This is a genomic window from Paenibacillus sp. EPM92 (assembly GCF_016586185.1).
In the GTDB taxonomy this organism is placed as follows: Bacteria; Bacillota; Bacilli; order Paenibacillales; family NBRC-103111; genus Paenibacillus_G; species Paenibacillus_G validus.
In genome coordinates, this window is sequence record NZ_BCPS01000009.1 from 18,154 (window position 1) to 36,549 (window position 18,396).

An 18,396-nucleotide genomic window follows, 5' to 3' on the forward strand; every position below is an offset into this window, starting at 1 on the left:
ACAAATCTATGTAGGGGAAGCTTATTTCTTGACAACATACGTTCAATGCCATCTAATTGCCGCCCGCCGGCGGCCAACATACCGAAAGGAGTCGTCATGAATTTCAAGTGGTTTCAAAATAAGCTGACGTTCGTTATCATTCCCGAAGCGAACGGCAGCGTCGTTCGCCTCAAATTGGCCCGGGGTGTCGTATGGAGCGTGGCCGCCTCCGTCATGATCACAGTCGGAGCGGCTGCATTCCTCTACTTGCAGCATGCGCACACGGCCGCTTCAACGTTTCTGAAAACCAGCGAATTGAGCGGTCGAACGGCTAAGCTGGAGCAAGCGTTAACAAGCAAGAATCGAAGAATTGAAGAATTGCAGAACGACATCTACATGCTGTCGAAGCAAGCGGCCGAGGTTCATAGTCAAGTTGCGCAGATGAAGAAGCTCGAGGAGGATTTGCAGAAGCTGGCCCCTGTCAGCGCGGAGAAAAACGCGGAAAGCGGCGGCCTGCCTGCGGGCGAAGCCTCGACCGCAGGCACGGAGGCTGCCTCCGCCGCGCTCGGCATGGGAGGTCCGGCCGTCCCCGTCACCCATGAGGAAATCCGGCGCTTAGCGATGGCGACAGGGGCCGCCTACATGGCGCTGCAAAACGAAATGAACAAGCTGGAGACGAGCTTGTCCGATTCCAGACAGCAGTTGCAGGAAAAGCAAGAACGGCTGCGGAGGACGCCGACGTTATGGCCGACCGACTCTCGCATCGTCACTTCAAATTACGGCTATCGCCAGGATCCCTTCACGAAGAAGCTTAGCTTCCATCGCGGGGTCGATATCGCCGGCAAGCTGGACGACCCGGTCTACGCGGCGGGCGGCGGTGTCGTGCATGAGGTCGGCTACGATAAGCTCCACGGTCATAACGTCATCGTGGAGCATACGTCCGGGCTGCTCACGTGGTACATGCACTTGAACCGGGCGACTGTCCGTAAGGGCGACCTCGTGGACAAAGGCGACCCGATCGGCAAGCTCGGCACGACCGGGCGCAGCACCGGCCCGCACCTGCATTACGAAGTGCTGCTTGGCGGTAAAAGCACCGATCCGTCCGGCTATTTGCCGATGGAACGAACGAAAGAGGAGAAAACGAAATCATGATCGGATTATTCGGTAAACCGAGCAACCGCTCGCGCGGGAACGGCGCCGTCACTTTAATCAGCGAAGGCAGTCGGATGGAAGGTGTCATAACGTCTCAAGCCGATCTGCGGATCGAAGGCGAATTCATCGGCACCTTACATGCGAACGGCGAGGTGGCGATCGGGGAGAAGGGAGCCGTGAGCTGCAAGGAGCTTCGCACGCAGGACTTGATTGTCGCCGGACGATTGGACGGCTCCGTGCACGCGGAAGGCATGGTGCGCATCACCTCGACCGGAAAGCTAACCGGGCGCATCGCCGCCGGACAGCTTATCGTCGAGAAAGGGGCGGTATTCGAGGGACTGAGCGCGATGACCGGGCTGGAAGAAGCGCCGGCGGAGACCGGGAGCGGCGCTGCTGCTTCGGACGGACCGATACGGCTGGCCGGCGGTTCGGAGGCCGGGTAAGAAACCTGCTCGCATGGCTTCCCGGGCAGCACCCGCGGGCCGAATGAAACCCGGCAAAGATGCAACCTTGGGTACCCCATGCTATAATGGTTGGAAAAACGCGGATACGCGGGTAAAGCAGGAGAAAAGCCTATGACGAAGCAAATCATCCTTTTCGATATGGACGACACGCTAATTTACTGTAATAAATTTTTCGATTTAGTCATGGAACAGTTCGCCGATCAGATGGAAGCCTGGTTTCACGGGTACAAGCTGTCCATCGACGAGGTGAAGAAAAAGCAAGCGGAAATCGACCTGGAGCGCGTGCTGGTCGAAGGCTTCTCGCCGGATCATTTCCCCCAATCGTTCGTCGACACGTACGACTACTATTCCGACTTGACCGGGCGCCACAAAAGCGAAGCGGAAATCGAGAGGCTGATGGAGCTCGGCGCTTCGGTTTACGGCCACAGCATCGAGCCTTATCCTTATATGGAAGAAACGCTTCGCACCTTAACGGCCGAAGGCCATGAGCTGCATTTGTATACGGGCGGCGATCCGGCAATTCAAATGCGGAAGGTCAAGGAAGCCGGGCTGGAGCGTTATTTCGCCGCTCGGATACATATCACCCGTCACAAAAACACCGAGTTTTTGGACGGCTTGATCCGCTCGCACGGCTTCGACCGCAGCCGCACCTGGATGATCGGCAACTCGCTGCGTACGGACATTATTCCGGCGCTCACCTGCGGTATCCATGCCATCTTCATGCCGGCGGAGCTTGAATGGTCTTACAATCAAGTCGAGGTCAACGTGGCTCCGGTCGGCGCCTACTTCACTTTGTCCTCCCTGCATCTGATTCCCGAAACGATTCGGGATTACACTGCTGCCGCCCGGCAGGCCGAGGCTCCTAACGAGCCGGCTTGACCGGTTGCAGCATCTGCGAGGCTCTCCGCTTGGACACGTTAAACTCCGTCCAGGACGCAGAGCCTTCTTGTCGTTCCAGCCGATAGGTAAAGTTATGCAGCACACCCTCCACGGCGTCCAGCTCCGGGTGATTCTTCCGCAAGTCGACCAAGTGCGGCACCGCTTCGAAGCTCAACCCTCCTAAATAGCCTACGTCGATGACGCCGCTGTTCTCGTAACGCTTGATATTGTTCTGGGCGATCATCGCATCGATCCCCATGTAATTGATCAGGACGTAGGCAGCGAGCGCCGTTATCCCATAATATCGCAGCAACGGCAGCTTCTCCCGCCAAAGTTTCACTAAAGCGAGCACGAACAGCACGAGCAGGAATATCATGAACGCATGGACGAGCAGGCGGGTGACGGTATATCCATACGCTTCTTCGTACATAGAAAGACGCAAGTAGGCGGAGCTGAGCATAATGCCTGTGCAGCCTACCAGAAGCGCAAGCAGCGTGCGCAGCAGCGTCCATGCAAGCGGCCCCGGGCGGCGGACGCCGTATAGAAATGTAATCAGCACGGTTAAGTTGATCAGCGTCACGACGACGAGCTCGGCAAAGCCTTGGCGCGCATAGGAAGCGTATGTGACCCCTTCGGGCAATGCGGCTGCGCCTGCTCCCCCGCCTCCGCCGAAGAAATATGAAAACTGGACGAAGGCAAACAGCAAGTAAACGGCATTCAGCGCGATCAGCACGGTAGACGCGACCGTCGGATCCAGACGAAGATCGGACGGTGCTGCGGATGGAGCGGTCGCCTGAGAGACGGCGCCGTCCGAAGCGAGGACGCCCCATTCGACATTCGCGGACGGGACGCTTGCGGTCTTCGGCATATAGGGAGATGCCGGCCGGGCCGACGACCACAACTTCGGCTGTAGCAGCCCGGCGACGTAAGCGAACACGCCGACCGTTATGGCGCCAATCCACAACGCACGGAATAAGGTACGCCCCAGCTCTACGTCTTCAAACAAATTCGGCAGCCGGGCCAGCGATCGATCGAACATCGTATCGGCCGAGGCCAGCAGCCCGACCACTGCGGCGAGCAGCGGAACCGATAAAAGCAAGCCGAGCAGCACCTTCATCAGCGTCTTGGAGCGCCCGGCTTTCATCCTGACGGACATCCATCCGAACAGGACGGCAAAGGGCCTGGGGGCATAGAGCAGCGTCTGGACGAACACTTGCTCCAGCATGCGGACCCAGATCGGCGCTTTACCGCCCCGGCTGGTCAGCCAGGTTGTATGCAGCACGACAAGGAAAGGGATCGCAAGCGCATTTAAGACGGCAAACAGCATATTCGTATACAGCGCATACGTGAGCGCGAGCAACCCGACCGGCAGGAGCAGCAGCAGCGACGGGTCCTTTTTGCGTCCGATATGTCCTTGAGCCATTGTATAGAAGAGCAAGTAAAAACCTAACACAAATACCGGAACGGAAACGCCCCAGCTTCGATCATAAAAGAGATAGTGGTGGACAACTCCACAACCTAAGGAGGCGAGCAGCAGCTTCTTCTCGTTAAATCGTTCGTTCGAATGCAGTTTCACCGGCGGCGGCCCTCCTTGCAGGATGAAATATCGCGGGGACGACTTCAGCCTCCGGCTGCTTCGCACCTCTGAGCATTCGTAGAAGGTGACTTCCGAGCTCCCGCAATAACGGCTCGTTCAACAAATCCGACAACGCCGAAGCGCCCTGCCCGACCTGCTCGTGAACCTGATAGACGGCGCACAGTTCCCGCTCAAGCTGAGGCGAAAGCCCGAGTTGCTCCGCTAGTCCCCGATACGTCTCCGACGGGTCGGCATGAAAGCCTTCCAGCGCGCTAACACCGCACAGCCTACCGTAAGCGAGCTGGGCGACGGCCCAAACGGACAACGCCAGCGATCCTGTGTCTTCTGCAGTTCGCAGGTCCTTCTCCGCCTCCTGCAGCAATTGTTCTTCCCACGATAACGTTAGAAGCAAAGCATTCATCTAAAATTCCTCCCATCTATGGGTAATTTTATATATTCAGGGCGCAATAGGGATGTTCGTCTATATGAATCATTGTACCTTGTAAAACAGGAATAAAAATAGCAACTTTTGAAACATGAATTTCGTATTTTAATAAGACTGAATTGGAGGCGATCGTTTGCTATGAAGCTAGCCGCTCATTATATGCGTCTGCATGATCAATATCCGCACGCCGGGGTTCAGCATGAGCTCTCCATCACCTTGAACGAGCTCGCCGAGGCGCTGGGCTGCTCCCCTCGCAATGCGCAGCTGCTGCTGAAAAAGATGCAGGACCTCGGATGGCTGGAATGGACGCCGAAGCGCGGGCGGAGCAACCGCTCGCTGCTGTCTTTCCGCGTTCCGGCCGAGGAGATCGCCCTCCTGCTCGCCAAGGAACTGGTGGAGCGCAAAGATTTGCGCGGTGCGTTGGAGCAGTTGAGCCTCTCGACGCTGGAGGGAACGGTGAAGGAAAGCTTCCACCGCTGGCTGAGCGGGTATTTCGGCATTACCAGCGAGGTGCTTGGCGACAAACGGCTGGATACGCTGCGCTTTCCGTTAACGCAGCCGCTGCAATCACTCGATCCCGCGACCATCCATTTCTCGACGGAGGCGCACCTTGTGCACCAGCTGTTCGACCCGCTCGTGCGGTACAACCGGCTCACGCAAACGATCGAACCGCATCTCGCCCACGCCTGGGAGGTAAGCGCCGACCGGAAAGTCTGGACGTTTCATCTGCGTAAAGGCGTGCTGTTTCATCACGGGCGGGAACTGACGGCGGAGGATGTGGCCTACACGTTCAACAGGCTGCAGCGCTTGTCCGAGGGCGCGCTGTACAGCTGGGTTCATCAGCAGATCGAACGCGTCGACATCGTCGATCCGATAACCGTCAGCATGCGTTTAACCGAGCCGAATGAGCTGTTCCTGCAATTTGCAGGCACGAACCGGGCGTCGATTGTGCCCGCCGACGCTTGCGAGGACAAGCAGGAATCGTTCGCGCTGGCCCCTGTCGGCACGGGGCCGTTCAAGCTGACGCATCTCGACGAATCGTTGTGCATGCTGGAGGCATTCCCCTCCTATTTCCAGGGGCGGGCCCATCTGGACCGGGTGGAGCTGTGGCATATCCCGAATTTGCAAACGCAGGATTACGACCGAACGCTGGAAAGCTTCCAGGTCATCCATAATTTCCGGCTCCCCCTTGATGCGCCGAACCAATGGGAGCAGGTTCAACAGCAGGGCGCTACATGCCGGTTTCTAACCTTCAACCTGCTGAAGCAGGGGCCGATGAACGATCCGGCGCTGCGTGGACTCGTCATGGCCGCTTTGGACCGCGGCAAGCTGCTGGAGAGGCTTGGCGGCGACGCCATCTACACGGCCGACAGCTTCATCCGGTACGGCGAAGGCTTGTCTTCTCCGGTGGCGGAGCCGTATACCTATGAACCCGGACGGCTGAAGGCGCTCGTGAAGCGCAGCGACTACCAAGGCCAAAGGCTGCGCATCTGTACGATCATGCAGTACGAAGAAGACGCTTTGCTTGTGCAAACGCTGCTGCAGGAAGCCGGCTTCGCCTGCGAGGTCAAGCTGCTGTCCGCACAGGCTTTCAAGAGCGAGCAGCGGCTGCACGCCGATCTGCTGCTGTTCTCCATCATGCTCGATAACGACGCTGAGCTGCGCTTGTTCGATCTCTACACCAGCATGCAGCGACATTTGGAGCCATCGCTTAAAAGCAGCGTCGCCGCCCTGCTCGGGCAAACGCTGCTGGAGCCCTCCCAATCGCGACGGGCTGAGCTGCTGCAGCGAGTGGAGTCGCTGCTAACGGCGAGACGGGTGCTTGGCTTTTTATACTTCAAGCGGCTGAAGACCGTGTATCACACTTCCGTAAAAGGCATTTCGCAGGGCGCCCTGGACTGGGTGCAGTTTAAAAACATCTGGTTCAAGCCATAGGCCAAGTCTCCTTCGCATACGATGGTAGGAAGAAAGCGCAACCGGAAGGAGCGAAGGAGAAGTGGCCAAATCGTCCGATCTGCTGTACAGGAACGATAAATACGGCTTTACGCTGCGTTTTCCGTCGTGGTGGCGGAATTATTGTGTCGTCAGTAAAAAAAAGCTGGACCCCGACTCGGAATACGAGCTGCATTTTCGGTTTAAGTATAAGGGAAACGTGTATGACGATATTTTCACGATACTGGTGTTCCGCATGACACAGGAGGACTGGCTGCGGCTCGGCTATGGGGATTCGCCCTTGTCTTTGATTGCGGCCCGCGACGGGCGCGTGTTCGCCTATTTGACGCCGGAGGAGCTGCCGCATGAATTTATCAATCGCAAAACCGGCGATTACGATTACCGCAAGTACGGGACGCCCATCGGGCTGCTGAAGCGGATGGTCAACCGCGATGTGCCGCGTATTGTGCAGACGCTGCGATTTTCCTCCCGTGCGATTACGATGAAATCGACGCCTTACCGATCCAGTAAAGTGTGCAGCTGCCGGATCCCCCGCCGCCGGAGAAAACCGCGTCGTTAAGACCCAAGTTGATTCATGTATTCCTTATAGGCTTATCAACGATAAAAGGGACATCCGTGAAGTCATCCGACTTTCAGGACATCCCTTTTCCAGTTATAGTGAAAACCATCGGCCAATGCCGGTATCTTCATAAGGCTTCGTCTTTTTGCGCCCGTGCGTTTCGGTACGGGAAGGAAGAAGAAGCGCGTCCTCCCTCATGAACGGTTCAACCTGGTTCTGAGGGGGCGACGGCTCCCCGGTTATAGAAGCCAGGTCGGACGCCTGGACGCCCGGACAACCGGCCCGCTCCAGCTTCTCCAGCCGGTCGGTCAGCCGATCGACGGTTTGCTCCAAACGCGCAATTTCCTTGTGCAATTGGGCAACCTCTTGAGCAAGCTGGCGCCCGACGTGATCGGCGTATCCCTGTTCGGCCTTCTCCTCTTCGGCGGGTAACAACGCCTGTAGTTCCTCAGGCGTCAACATCGTTCTCAATTCCTTGTGCACCTTCTCAGCCTCCTCGACTTCCGCGCCGCGATTGAATCTCATATCTGTCCGCTACATAAACTAAATGCAGGCCATCCCGATTCAAACATACGGAATCCACATGGAGACTGCCCGACAAACAACCCGCCTCCGACCGAAGGGAGACGGGTTAGACAGGTTAGACGCGTTGGCCCGATTAAGGCAAGTTGCTCGAGCCCATCAAATAACGGTCGACTTCGCGGGCCGCTTCCCGGCCTTCGTTGATCGCCCACACGACGAGGCTCTGGCCGCGCCGCATATCCCCGGCGGCGAACACGCCCTCGACGTTGGTCACAAAGCGGCCGTAAGCCGCTTTGGCGTTGCTCCGCTCGTCACGTTCAACGCCAAGCTGCCCAAGCACCGGATTCTCCGGACCGAGGAAGCCCATCGCGAGCAGCACGAGCTGCGCCGGATACACCTGTTCGCTGCCCGGCACCTCAACCGGCACGAACCGGCCTTGGTCGTCCTTCCTCCACTCGATCAGCACGGTGTGAAGTTCTTGGACATGTCCGTTCTCATCGCCGACGAACTTCTTCGTCGAGATCATATATTTACGCGGGTCCTCGCCCTGCACCGCCGCCGCCTCCTCTTGGCCGTAGTCGACCTTGAGCACCTTCGGCCATTCCGGCCACGGGTTGTTCGGTTGACGCTTTTCCGGCGGCTTCGGCATAATCTCGAACTGCGTCACGCTCGCACACTTATGGCGAATGGAGGTGCCGACGCAGTCCGTGCCGGTATCGCCGCCGCCAATGACGACGACATGCTTGCCTTCGGCCGAAATAAAAGCGCCGTCCTGATGTCCGGAGTCGAGCAAGCTCTTCGTATTCTTCGACAGGAATTCCATCGCCAGATGGATGCCCTTCAGCTCGCGGCCTTCGATCTTCAGGTCGCGGCCCAAGGTCGCTCCGCCGCACAAGACGACCGCGTCGTTCTCTTCCTTGAGCTTCGATGCCGGAAGGTCCTTGCCGATTTCCGTACCCGTTACGAAGGTAACGCCTTCGGCAGCAAGCAGCTCAACCCGGCGCTGCACGTATTTCTTATCCAGCTTCATGTTCGGGATGCCGTACATCAGCAAGCCGCCCGGACGGTCCGCGCGCTCGTACACCGTAACGGTGTGGCCGGCTTGGTTCAATTGCGCCGCGGCGGCGAGCCCGGACGGGCCTGAGCCGACGACGGCGACCTTCTTGCCGGTACGCGTCTTCGGCGGGTTCGGCACGACCCAGCCTTCGGCGAAGCCGCGGTCGATAATCGACTTCTCGATGTTTTTGATCGTCACCGGCGAGCCGTTCAGGCCGACCGTACAGGAGCCCTCGCAAGGCGCCGGACAGACGCGTCCCGTAAACTCGGGGAAGTTGTTCGTCTTATGCAGACGATCCAGCGCTTCCCGCCATTGCCCGCGATAGACGAGGTCGTTCCACTCGGGAATCAGGTTGTTGACCGGGCAGCCGGCGGCCATACCGCTGATGATTTTGCCCGTATGGCAGAACGGGATTCCGCAATCCATACAGCGTGCGCCCTGCTGCTGCAGCTTCTCTTCCGTCAAAGGGATGCTGAATTCCTGCCAATGCGCGATGCGCAGCAGAGGACCGTTGTCGATCGGGACCTCGCGCTCAAACTCCATAAAACCGGTAGGTTTACCCATTTCGATCGTTCCTCCTTTAGTTGCCGCTGACGCGCGAGACGTCTTTCATATTTTCCTCAAAAGCGACCAGCATCGCATCCTGCTGGGATAAGCCGGAACGCTTCACGCGCTCGATCGCTTCGAACATCCGCTTGTAATCCTTCGGAATGATCTTCACGAATTTCCACAAATAGTGCTCCCAATTGTGCAAAATACGGTGCGCCACAGCGCTGCCCGTATACGTCTCGTGGTGCTGGATCATGTTCTTCAGCTCTTCAGCCTCGTACACTTCCTCCACGTTCTCCAGCAGCACCATCTCCTTGTTGCACTGGTCGGCGAACGTCCCGTGCTCGTCAAGCACATAAGCGATGCCGCCCGACATGCCTGCCGCAAAGTTGCGCCCGGTCGGACCCAGCACCACGACACGGCCGCCTGTCATGTATTCGCAGCCGTGGTCGCCGACGCCTTCCACGACGGCGCGCACCCCGGAGTTGCGTACGCAGAAGCGTTCGCCCGCCATCCCGCGAATGTAAGCTTCCCCGTCCGTCGCCCCGTAGAACGCCACGTTCCCGATGATGATGTTGTCTTCGGCGATGAACGTCGATTTCTCCGATGGGAAAATGGCCAGCTTGCCGCCGGAAAGCCCCTTGCCGAAGTAATCGTTCGCGTCGCCCTCGAGCGAGAGCGTCATCCCGCCGGGCACGAAGGCGCCGAAACTTTGACCGGCCGAGCCGTTGAAGTGCAGCCGGATCGTGTCGTGCGGCAAGCCTTCCTTGCCGTAACGCCGGGTCACTTCGCTGCCGACGATCGTGCCGACGACGCGGTTCACGTTGTGCACCGGCACAATCGCATGCACTTTCTCCCGCCGTTCAAGCGCCGGTTCGCAGATCGCCATCAGCTCCTGCACATCGAGCGACCGGTCGAGTCCGTGATCCTGCTGCATGGAGCAGAAGCGACCGACCTCCTCCCCGACCTCCGGCTGATGGAGCAGCGGCGACAAATCGATGCCCTTCGCTTTCCAGTGCTGCACCGCTTGCTTCGTCTCCAAGATTTCGGTGTGCCCGACCATCTCTTCGATCGTGCGGAAGCCGAGCTCCGCCATCAGCTCGCGCGCGTCCTGCGCCACAAAATGCATGAAATTCACGACATGCTGCGGATCGCCGGCAAATCGTTTGCGCAGCTCCGGGTTTTGCGTGGCCACACCGACCGGGCACGTATCGAGATGACAGACGCGCATCATGATGCAGCCAAGCGCAATGAGCGGCGTCGTGGCGAAACCGAACTCCTCGGCGCCCAGCAGCGCGGCGATCACAACATCACGGCCGGTCATCAGCTTACCGTCCGTCTCCACGGTAATCCGGCTGCGCAAATTGTTCAGCACAAGCGTCTGGTGCGTTTCGGCAAGGCCCAGCTCCCACGGCAAACCGGCATGGCGGATCGACGTTTGCGGCGAAGCGCCCGTACCCCCGTCGTAGCCGCTGATCAGCACGACGTCCGCTTTGCCTTTAGCCACCCCGGCGGCAATCGTGCCGACGCCCACTTCGGAGACGAGCTTCACACTGATGCGCGCCCGCGGATTGGCATTCTTCAGATCATGGATCAGCTCGGCCAAGTCCTCGATCGAATAAATATCGTGATGCGGCGGCGGCGAGATTAAGCCAACGCCCGGCGTCACGCCGCGCACTTCGGCGACCCACGGGTACACCTTGGAGCCCGGAAGCTGGCCGCCCTCGCCCGGCTTTGCGCCCTGCGCCATCTTGATTTGAATTTCGTCGGCATTGACCAGGTAGTGACTCGTCACGCCGAAGCGCCCCGACGCGACCTGCTTAATGGCGCTGCGCCGCAGGTCGCCGTTCCCGTCCGGCTGGAAGCGGTCCGGATGCTCCCCGCCTTCGCCCGTGTTGCTCTTGCCGCCGATGCGGTTCATCGCGATCGCGAGACTTTCATGCGCTTCCTTGGATATCGAGCCGTACGACATCGCTCCCGTCTTGAAGCGCCTGAACATGGATTCGACGGATTCGACCTCCTCGATCGGCACCGGTTCGCGATTCGAGCGGAACGAGAACAGCGAACGGAGCGACATATAACGCTCGTTCTCCTGATGAATCAGCTTCACGAAGCTTTTGTACATCGTATAATTGTTCGTACGCACCGCCGTCTGCAGCGCGTGAATGGTCTCGGGGTTATAGAGATGCTCCTCCCCGTACTTACGCCATTGCAGCTCGCCGCCCGTATCAAGCACCCGATCCACGCCCTCTTGCGGCGAGAAAGCGCGCCGGTGACGAAGCAGCGCCTCTTGCGCGATCGCCTCCAGGCCTATTCCGCCAACCGGCGTATACGTCCAAGTGAAGTAACGGTCGACTACGGAAGCGTCCAAACCGATCGCTTCGAAAATTTGTGCGCCGCGATACGACTGGATGGTCGAGATGCCCATCTTCGCCAGCACCTTCACAACGCCTTTGGTCGCCGCCTTCACGTAGTGGTAGACGGCTTTCTCGTAGGCAACACCCTTCAGCAGCCCTTGATCGATCATGCCCTGAAGCGATTCGATCGCCATATACGGATTGATCCCGCCGGCCCCATACCCGAGCAGCAGCGCAAAGTGATGCACCTCGCGCGGTTCGCCCGATTCAACGAGCAGCCCTACTTTCGTACGCGTCCCTTCGCGGATCAAGTGGTGATGCAGCCCGGACACCGCGAGCAGCGCGGGAATCGCCGCCAGCTTCTCGTTCACGCCGCGATCCGACAAAATGAGCAGCGTCGCGCCGCCGGCAATCGCCTCATCCGCCGACACGAACAATGCCGCCAATGCCTTCTCCAGCCCCTCCGCGCCGTCCGCCGCCGGAAATACCATCGGCAGCGTTGCGGTTCGGAAGCCCTCCCGTCGGATATGACGCAGCTTCGCCAGCTCCGCATTCGTCAGAATCGGCGTTTCGATCCGGATTTGCCGGCAGCTCTCCGGCTTCGGATCGATCAGGCTGCCTTCCGGGCCGATTGTGTGCCTTGAGCCGTAATGATTTCCTCGAAGTTCGCGTCAATCGGCGGATTCGTCACCTGCGCGAACAATTGTTTAAAGTAGCTGTACAAGAGCTGCGGCCGTTCGGACAACACCGCAAGCGGCGCGTCAAAGCCCATCGAGCCGATCGGATCGACACCGGTGCGCGCCATCGGCTCCAGCACCTTGCGCAATTGCTCAAACGTGTAGCCGAACGCCTGCTGACGCTGCAGCAGCGCTTCGCCGGCGGATACGCCGGGCACCTCCGGGGCCTCCGGCAGCTCGCTGAGCGAAACCAAATGTTCGTTCAGCCATTCGCGATACGGGTGCTCCCGCACGATCCGTTCCTTGATCTCCTCGTCCGCAATAATCCGGCCTTCCGTCGTATCGACGAGCAGCATGCGTCCCGGCTGGAGACGCTGCTTGGAGACGATGCGCTCCGGCGCCACCGGCAGCACGCCCGCTTCGGACGCGAGCACGACCCAGTCGTCCTTGGTGACATAGTAACGCGCCGGACGCAGGCCGTTGCGGTCAAGTACGGCGCCGATCGATCGACCGTCGGTGAACGAGATCGCGGCCGGGCCGTCCCACGGTTCCATGAGGCAGCTGTGGTATTCGTAAAACGCTTTCTTTTCGTCGCTCATCGTTTCGTGTTTAGACCACGGTTCCGGAATCATCATCATCGCCGCATGCGGCAGCGAGCGGCCGGAAAGCATTAGAAATTCCAAACAATTGTCGAACATCTGCGAGTCGGATCCGTCCGTGTCGATGATCGGCAAAATCGCATCGTAGTCGTCGCCGAACAGTTCCGTACGGCACACGGCCTGTCTGGCACGCATCCAGTTCACGTTGCCGCGAAGCGTATTGATCTCTCCATTGTGAATGAGGTAACGGTAAGGGTGTGCACGCTCCCAGCTGGGGAAGGTATTCGTGCTGAAACGGGAGTGAACCAGCGCCAAGGCCGATTCGAAGTCGGGGTCTTGCAATTCGATGTAGTAGCGGTCCACTTGCTCAGGGGTTAACATGCCTTTATATACGATCGTGCGGCTCGACAAGCTGGCGACATACAAGGCGCCGCCGCCCTCAAGGCGCCTTGCGCCGTTCTCGGAACTTTTGCGGATGACATACAGCTTCCGTTCGAAGGAGAGCTCCTCCGCCGCGTCCTCGGAAGCGCCGATAAAAATTTGCCTGACATACGGCTCGGAGCCCTTCGCCGAATCGCCGAGCGTTTCGTTGTTCGTCGGCACCGTTCTCCAGCCGAGCAGCCGCTGCCCCGCATCGCGGACCGCCTGCTCCACAAGCTGCTCACAGGCGATGCGAGTCTCCACCTCTTGCGGCAAATAGATCATCCCTACGCCGTAACGGCCTGCCGCCGGCAATTCGATTCCCTCCGTACCACAAGCCTTACGGAAATACTTATGCGGAATTTGCAATAAGATGCCCGCGCCGTCTCCCGTATTCGTTTCGCAACCTTGACCGCCGCGATGATCCAAATTGCAAAGCACGGTAAGCGCCGATGTCACAATATCGTGGGAGGGATAACCTTTCAGATGGGCGACGAAACCGATGCCGCAAGCGTCATGCTCTTGGGCCGGGTCGTAAAGACCTTGCTTCACGGGTAAACCTGTTCTGTTCATTCCTCGCGCTTTCCTCTCATCTACGGATTTTTTGTTGAATACTGTCCAGTCCGATGGGCATGGGTACGAAGCTGTCTAGGGGGATCGATGCGGAAGAATGGGAGCTTCTCCGCCGCGCCCAAACTGTGGAAATCTATGAACCATACAGATAATATGTCTTATATTAACATTCCATTCTTATTATAGCAATTTAAAAAAAGAGCGCTTTATTGTCTAAAATTTCATATATAATCTGATTATTTCTGACATTGCTCTCAACCAAAAAGAGGGATATGTAGATTTTTGACGAATGTTATTTGCATATCGTAATGCATGGAGGAAATGGTGGCATGGATGACCGGATTGCCCGCGATCGAATGCCTGAGAAGCTGCGGCAGGGCGAAAGCGTCAGCTTGGAAGGGATTCTTGTCGAATTGGCTTTAAAAAGCTTCACCAGCTCCCAGGCCGGAGCCGTTCTGCTGGATACGGACTGCAACCTGGTGCTCGCCGGAGATTCGCTTAGCCGACAGCTCGGGTACGGACCCGAAACGCTGCAGAAGATGAATTTGCAGTCGCTGCTCCACCCGGGAGAGCTTCTATTATGCATGCATCACTTGAGCCAGATGGTCGCCGGGCAATTGCCCCGTTACGAAGCGGAACTACGCTGGATACGGGCGGACGGAAGCACCGTGTGGTTAAATGTAAACGCCTACGGTCTGTACGGAGAGAATGCGCTGCCCTCTTATATTTATTTGCAAACGCAGGACATTTCAGAACGTAAAGGGCTCGAGGAATCGTTAACCGAAGCGCTCGTACGCATGACTTCATTAATGGAAATGATGACGGACGCCTACGTGATGCTCAACCGCAAAAACGAATTCGTATACGTGAACAGAGGCGCGGAGCTGCTGCTTGAGCACAACCGCGATGAACTGCTGAACCGGAGCCTGCACACCGTGCTGCCGGAATGGATCAACTCGGGGTTTTATAAGCAATGCCAGCGGGCGATGGATGATGCCGCTCCCGTTTATTTCACTTATTATTTCCAGATGCTTGACAAGTGGCTTGAGGTCAGCTGCCATCCGTCCAAGAATGGTTTGTCGATTTTTTTGCGCGATGTCACGGCGCTTAAGAACCAGGAAGAAACGCTGCGCGCAACCAAACAGCAGTTAAAATCCATGATCGAGCACGCGGCCGACAACATCTCGATTTTGGATGCCGATTTCCGGCTTATTCAGGTCAATAAAGCGTTCGTCGAGACGTTCGGTTACTCGAAGGAAGAGCTGCTGGGCGAACGGCCGCCGAATGTTCCGGACGAGCTGCTGATCGAATCGGAGCTGCTGTACCGCCAAGCGTTGCAGGGCAAGCAAATTTCCGGGTTCGAAACCAAGCGCCGTCGCAAGGACGGCGCCATGCTCGATCTCAGCTTGACGATATCCCCGGTTGTCGGCTCCGACAACGAGATTACCGGCATCTGCATCATCGGGCGAGATATCAGCGAGCATAAGAAAACCGAGGAGCTGCTGCGCAACTCGGAGAAATTATCCGTCGCCGGCCAACTGGCGGCAGGCGTGGCGCATGAAATCCGCAACCCGCTGACCTCGCTCAAAGGATTTACGCAGTTTATGAAAACAGGCGCTCATTATAAAGAGCAATATTTGGATATTATGATGTCCGAGCTGGACCGCATCGAACAAATCATCAATGAACTGCTGCTGCTGGCCAAGCCGCAAGCCGCCGCGTTCCAGCAGCGCCCGCTCTCGCCGATTCTCGTCCACGTCGTATCCTTGCTTGAATCGCAGGCAAATCTGAACAACATTCAGTTCGACACGCAAATTCACGGCGACCTGCCGTCCATTCATTGCGAAGAGAATCAATTGAAGCAAGTGTTTATTAATATTGTTAAAAATGCGATGGAAGCGATGACCGGCGGCGGCAGGATCCAAATCGCCGTGGAGCAAACCGACCCTCGCTATGTGACAGTCGTCTTCTCCGACAACGGTCCGGGCATCCCGGGCGACGTGCTCAAGCGGCTGGGCGAACCGTTCTTTACGACAAAGGAGAACGGCTCCGGCCTCGGACTTATGATCAGCCAAAAGATCATCACCGAGCATAACGGCCGTCTCGAAATCAAAAGCGAACCGGACCGGGGAACCGTCGTGAAAATTACGCTTCCCATTGGATAAACCTGCTTAAACCGCTCCTCTGTTCCCGACGGAAGAGCGGTTTTTGTCTGTGCGCGCCTTCCCCGTCGCCCGATGGAAGCCTGTCCCTCCGGATCATGCTTCCCCTCGAATGGCCGGCGGCCATTTCCTCGAAATTTGTCGAATTTTCGTTTGTGTTACGTCGGGTCTTAGGGAATTTTCCCGAACGCTTCACCCATTTCAAAATCCAAACCCGTATGATATGATAGGTTGCGTCATTCTATCAAGCGGGGTGTAACTATCGCATGGCCCAATTGTATTTTAGATACGGCGCAATGAACAGCGGAAAATCGATAGAAATTTTGAAGGTAGCGCACAACTACGAGGAACAAAACAAATCCGTGCTTATTTTCACCTCGGCGGTCGATGACCGCGACGAAGTCGGATATGTCTCCTCGCGCATCGGTTTGCGTCGCGAGGCCATTCCCATTTACGCGCATACGGACGTGTTCGCGTCGGTGCAAGCGAACGCCGCAGGCATTTCCTGCATCCTGGTCGACGAAGTGCAATTTCTGGGCAAGGAGCAAATCATGCAGCTGGCGCGTATCGTCGATGAGCTGCGCATTCCCGTTATGGGCTTCGGATTGAAAAACGACTTTCAGAACGAGCTGTTCGAGGGCAGCAAATATATGCTGCTGTACGCCGACAAAATTGAAGAAATGAAGACGATCTGCTGGTTTTGCGAGCGCAAGGCGACCATGAATCTCCGGGTCGACGCGCAAGGCAAACCGGTCTACACCGGCGAGCAAATTCAAATCGGCGGGAATGACGCCTATTACCCGGTATGCCGCAAATGTCACGCGAATCCGAAGCTTTAAGTCCGGCCTTATCCTTGCAGCCGCAGGATAAGGCTTTTTCACGTTCCCGACTCACTTTGATTGAGAACGGCCCATTCGGTGTATTACTTAACTAGAGATTCACCGAGACAGGGAGAGATGGCTATGAGCGGAATCGCTCTTCACGAGAAGCGGCTGCGGGCCGCTCAATTTCAATTTATTTTTCCGTTTTCCTTGGACCATAACTGTCAGGACAAGCTGGAACGCGAGCTGCTCACGGACGGCTTCGTTTCCTTCTCGCTGCAGCAGGAGGAGCTGGAAACCGCATTCTACGGCAGCGGTTGCGAAGTTTCCCACCGCCGGCTCGAGAAGTTCTTTCTTCCTTTCGCCAAAAATATGATTTTCCCCCGGCAGCCCGATGCACACGCCTTTCGGCGTTATTCCAAACGCATCGATTTGCCGTGCCGCATGACCGCGAATGAACACCATTGGCGCTTTCATCTGCATGCCGCGGACATGTTCGTTTGCCCCTTCGATATCGGCTTTCTGACCTTGCGGGTGGAATTGACGGATGGGGGCGAGCCTGCGTTCACGTTCTCGCAGGCGCTGGCGTTCGCCAGCCGGTTTCGCATGCTGCAAAGCATGAACGAGGCGGAGCGGAACATCCGCATCGGGGCGGCGGACTGCGAGTCCGAGGAAGTGGAGGACTTTATTTTCAAAACGGTCGTGCCGGCGTTGACACGGTTCCTGGACGAGTCGGACCTGGAAGAATCGTTCTTCGAGAAGCTCCCCTATTTTGTCGATGAGCGGATGTATGTGCAGGGCCTGCTTGCCTTCGAACGGCAGGAAGAAATCACGACGGTCGACGCTTACAGAGCCTCCCGGCTCGACGGCATGGACGATCGGGGCAGGCCTTACGTCAGCGCCTGCAACACCGCCTATATCGAACGTTTCTGCAGCGAGCGCATATACGACCGTTGGTCGCCGGAAACGTGGTATATGATTGAAGAGACGTCGTTCGTCTGTCTAACGAGACAATCCGGCCACCGGGTGAAGCAGCTCGTCAGCCATATGTACGGCGAATACTATTACGCGCTGCTGATCAATCTTTTTCACAAAATTGTACTCCTCAAATTATCCAACCGTTACTCCCATGTGCAGATCGATAAGGACCCGGATAAAATCGAGAAGCTGATTCGCGATATTACGACGTTCTCGTCGAAAAATTTCTTTATAGAAGCGGTATCGCAGTCGCAAGGCAAAGACATGTACGTTCGGCTGCGCGAGCGTCTGGGGATCGAAACGTTGTACGGGGACGTGAAACGGACGCTGGACGATTTGTTCAAATACGAGGAAAACTTCGCTGCCAAACGCTCGAATTATTTGCTGCTCATCCTGACGATTTACACGGTCGTCAGCGGTATTTTCGGCATGAACCTGGTCGTCGAAGATTTGAAGGAGCCGACCGATCTAAGCCGTTTCGCAAACTATTCGGCGTTTCAGTACATGGCCTTGCTCGTAGCCATGACCGGCATCGCCGTCGCCTTCGGTCTGGGCATCGTCACGATCGTGCGGCTTGTGCGGGAATGGCGCAAAAGCCGGCTTGAACGTTGACCGGGCCATGGGCAGTTGCTGACACGGGGTTCTACCAGCAGGTGAACAGCCATAAGCTAGAG

General features: G+C 57.3%; 12 protein-coding genes and 1 pseudogene. 8 read left to right on the forward strand and 5 right to left on the reverse strand.

Going from position 1 to position 18,396, the window contains the following annotated elements; genetic code table 11:
* The first annotated feature begins 96 nt into the window (after positions 1-96).
* The 3 genes from JMF85_RS01330 (at position 97) to JMF85_RS01340 (ending at position 2,474) form a co-directional block, all read left to right on the forward strand.
* On the forward strand, positions 97-1,131 hold the full coding sequence (locus tag JMF85_RS01330; RefSeq protein ID WP_127606824.1) for a M23 family metallopeptidase: 1,035 nt from the start codon (positions 97-99) through the stop codon (positions 1,129-1,131).
* Positions 1,128-1,574, forward strand: coding sequence for a bactofilin family protein (locus JMF85_RS01335; RefSeq protein WP_155615021.1), 447 nt, complete (start codon positions 1,128-1,130; stop codon positions 1,572-1,574). Before JMF85_RS01330 ends, JMF85_RS01335 begins: the two co-directional genes overlap by 4 nt.
* Before the next feature lie 132 nt (positions 1,575-1,706).
* The gene (locus tag JMF85_RS01340; RefSeq protein WP_054797566.1) at positions 1,707-2,474 is read left to right on the forward strand and encodes an HAD family hydrolase; all 768 of its coding nucleotides are present in this window, start codon (positions 1,707-1,709) and stop codon (positions 2,472-2,474) included.
* Here JMF85_RS01340 and JMF85_RS01345 read toward each other — a convergent pair.
* A complete protein-coding gene (locus JMF85_RS01345) occupies positions 2,458-4,050 on the reverse strand; it encodes a DUF4153 domain-containing protein (RefSeq protein ID WP_236595699.1) in 1,593 nt (530 codons plus the stop codon). The genes JMF85_RS01340 and JMF85_RS01345 overlap by 17 nt on opposite strands.
* Positions 4,022-4,471 carry a hypothetical protein gene (locus JMF85_RS01350; RefSeq protein ID WP_054797565.1) on the reverse strand — a complete coding sequence of 150 codons (450 nt, stop codon included), beginning with the start codon at positions 4,469-4,471 and terminating at the stop codon, positions 4,022-4,024. The genes JMF85_RS01345 and JMF85_RS01350 overlap by 29 nt, the downstream gene beginning before the upstream one ends.
* Before the next feature lie 162 nt (positions 4,472-4,633).
* Here JMF85_RS01350 and JMF85_RS01355 point away from each other — a divergent pair, with 162 nt between their 5' ends.
* Together JMF85_RS01355 and JMF85_RS01360 are read left to right on the forward strand one after the other, a co-directional pair.
* A complete protein-coding gene (locus tag JMF85_RS01355) occupies positions 4,634-6,430 on the forward strand; it encodes an ABC transporter substrate-binding protein (RefSeq protein ID WP_201317613.1) in 1,797 nt (598 codons plus the stop codon).
* 61 nt (positions 6,431-6,491) lie between these two features.
* Positions 6,492-7,007, forward strand: coding sequence for a hypothetical protein (locus tag JMF85_RS01360; RefSeq protein ID WP_054797564.1), 516 nt, complete (start codon positions 6,492-6,494; stop codon positions 7,005-7,007).
* 93 nt (positions 7,008-7,100) lie between these two features.
* Here the strand turns inward: JMF85_RS01360 and JMF85_RS01365 are convergent, their stop codons facing one another.
* From JMF85_RS01365 to gltB, 3 genes and pseudogenes are all read right to left on the reverse strand, one after another.
* On the reverse strand, positions 7,101-7,532 hold the full coding sequence (locus JMF85_RS01365) for a hypothetical protein (protein ID WP_054797563.1): 432 nt from the start codon (positions 7,530-7,532) through the stop codon (positions 7,101-7,103).
* Between the two features lie 133 nt (positions 7,533-7,665).
* Positions 7,666-9,150 carry a glutamate synthase subunit beta gene (locus JMF85_RS01370; RefSeq protein WP_201317614.1) on the reverse strand — a complete coding sequence of 495 codons (1,485 nt, stop codon included), beginning with the start codon at positions 9,148-9,150 and terminating at the stop codon, positions 7,666-7,668.
* Between the two features lie 16 nt (positions 9,151-9,166).
* A pseudogene (gene gltB / locus JMF85_RS01375) lies at positions 9,167-13,761 on the reverse strand (glutamate synthase large subunit).
* 329 nt (positions 13,762-14,090) lie between these two features.
* Between gltB and JMF85_RS01380 the strand changes: the two are divergent.
* From JMF85_RS01380 to JMF85_RS01390, 3 genes are all read left to right on the forward strand, one after another.
* Positions 14,091-15,926 (forward strand): PAS domain-containing sensor histidine kinase, encoded by a 1,836-nt coding sequence (locus tag JMF85_RS01380; protein ID WP_201317615.1) that lies wholly within the window; start codon positions 14,091-14,093, stop codon positions 15,924-15,926.
* 263 nt (positions 15,927-16,189) lie between these two features.
* Positions 16,190-16,762: a thymidine kinase gene (locus JMF85_RS01385; protein ID WP_054797562.1), complete on the forward strand. Its 573-nt coding sequence runs from the start codon at positions 16,190-16,192 to the stop codon at positions 16,760-16,762.
* A gap of 123 nt (positions 16,763-16,885) precedes the next feature.
* Positions 16,886-18,334, forward strand: a complete 1,449-nt coding sequence (locus JMF85_RS01390; RefSeq protein WP_201317616.1) for a hypothetical protein — start codon at positions 16,886-16,888, stop codon at positions 18,332-18,334.
* Positions 18,335-18,396: the final 62 nt, after the last annotated feature.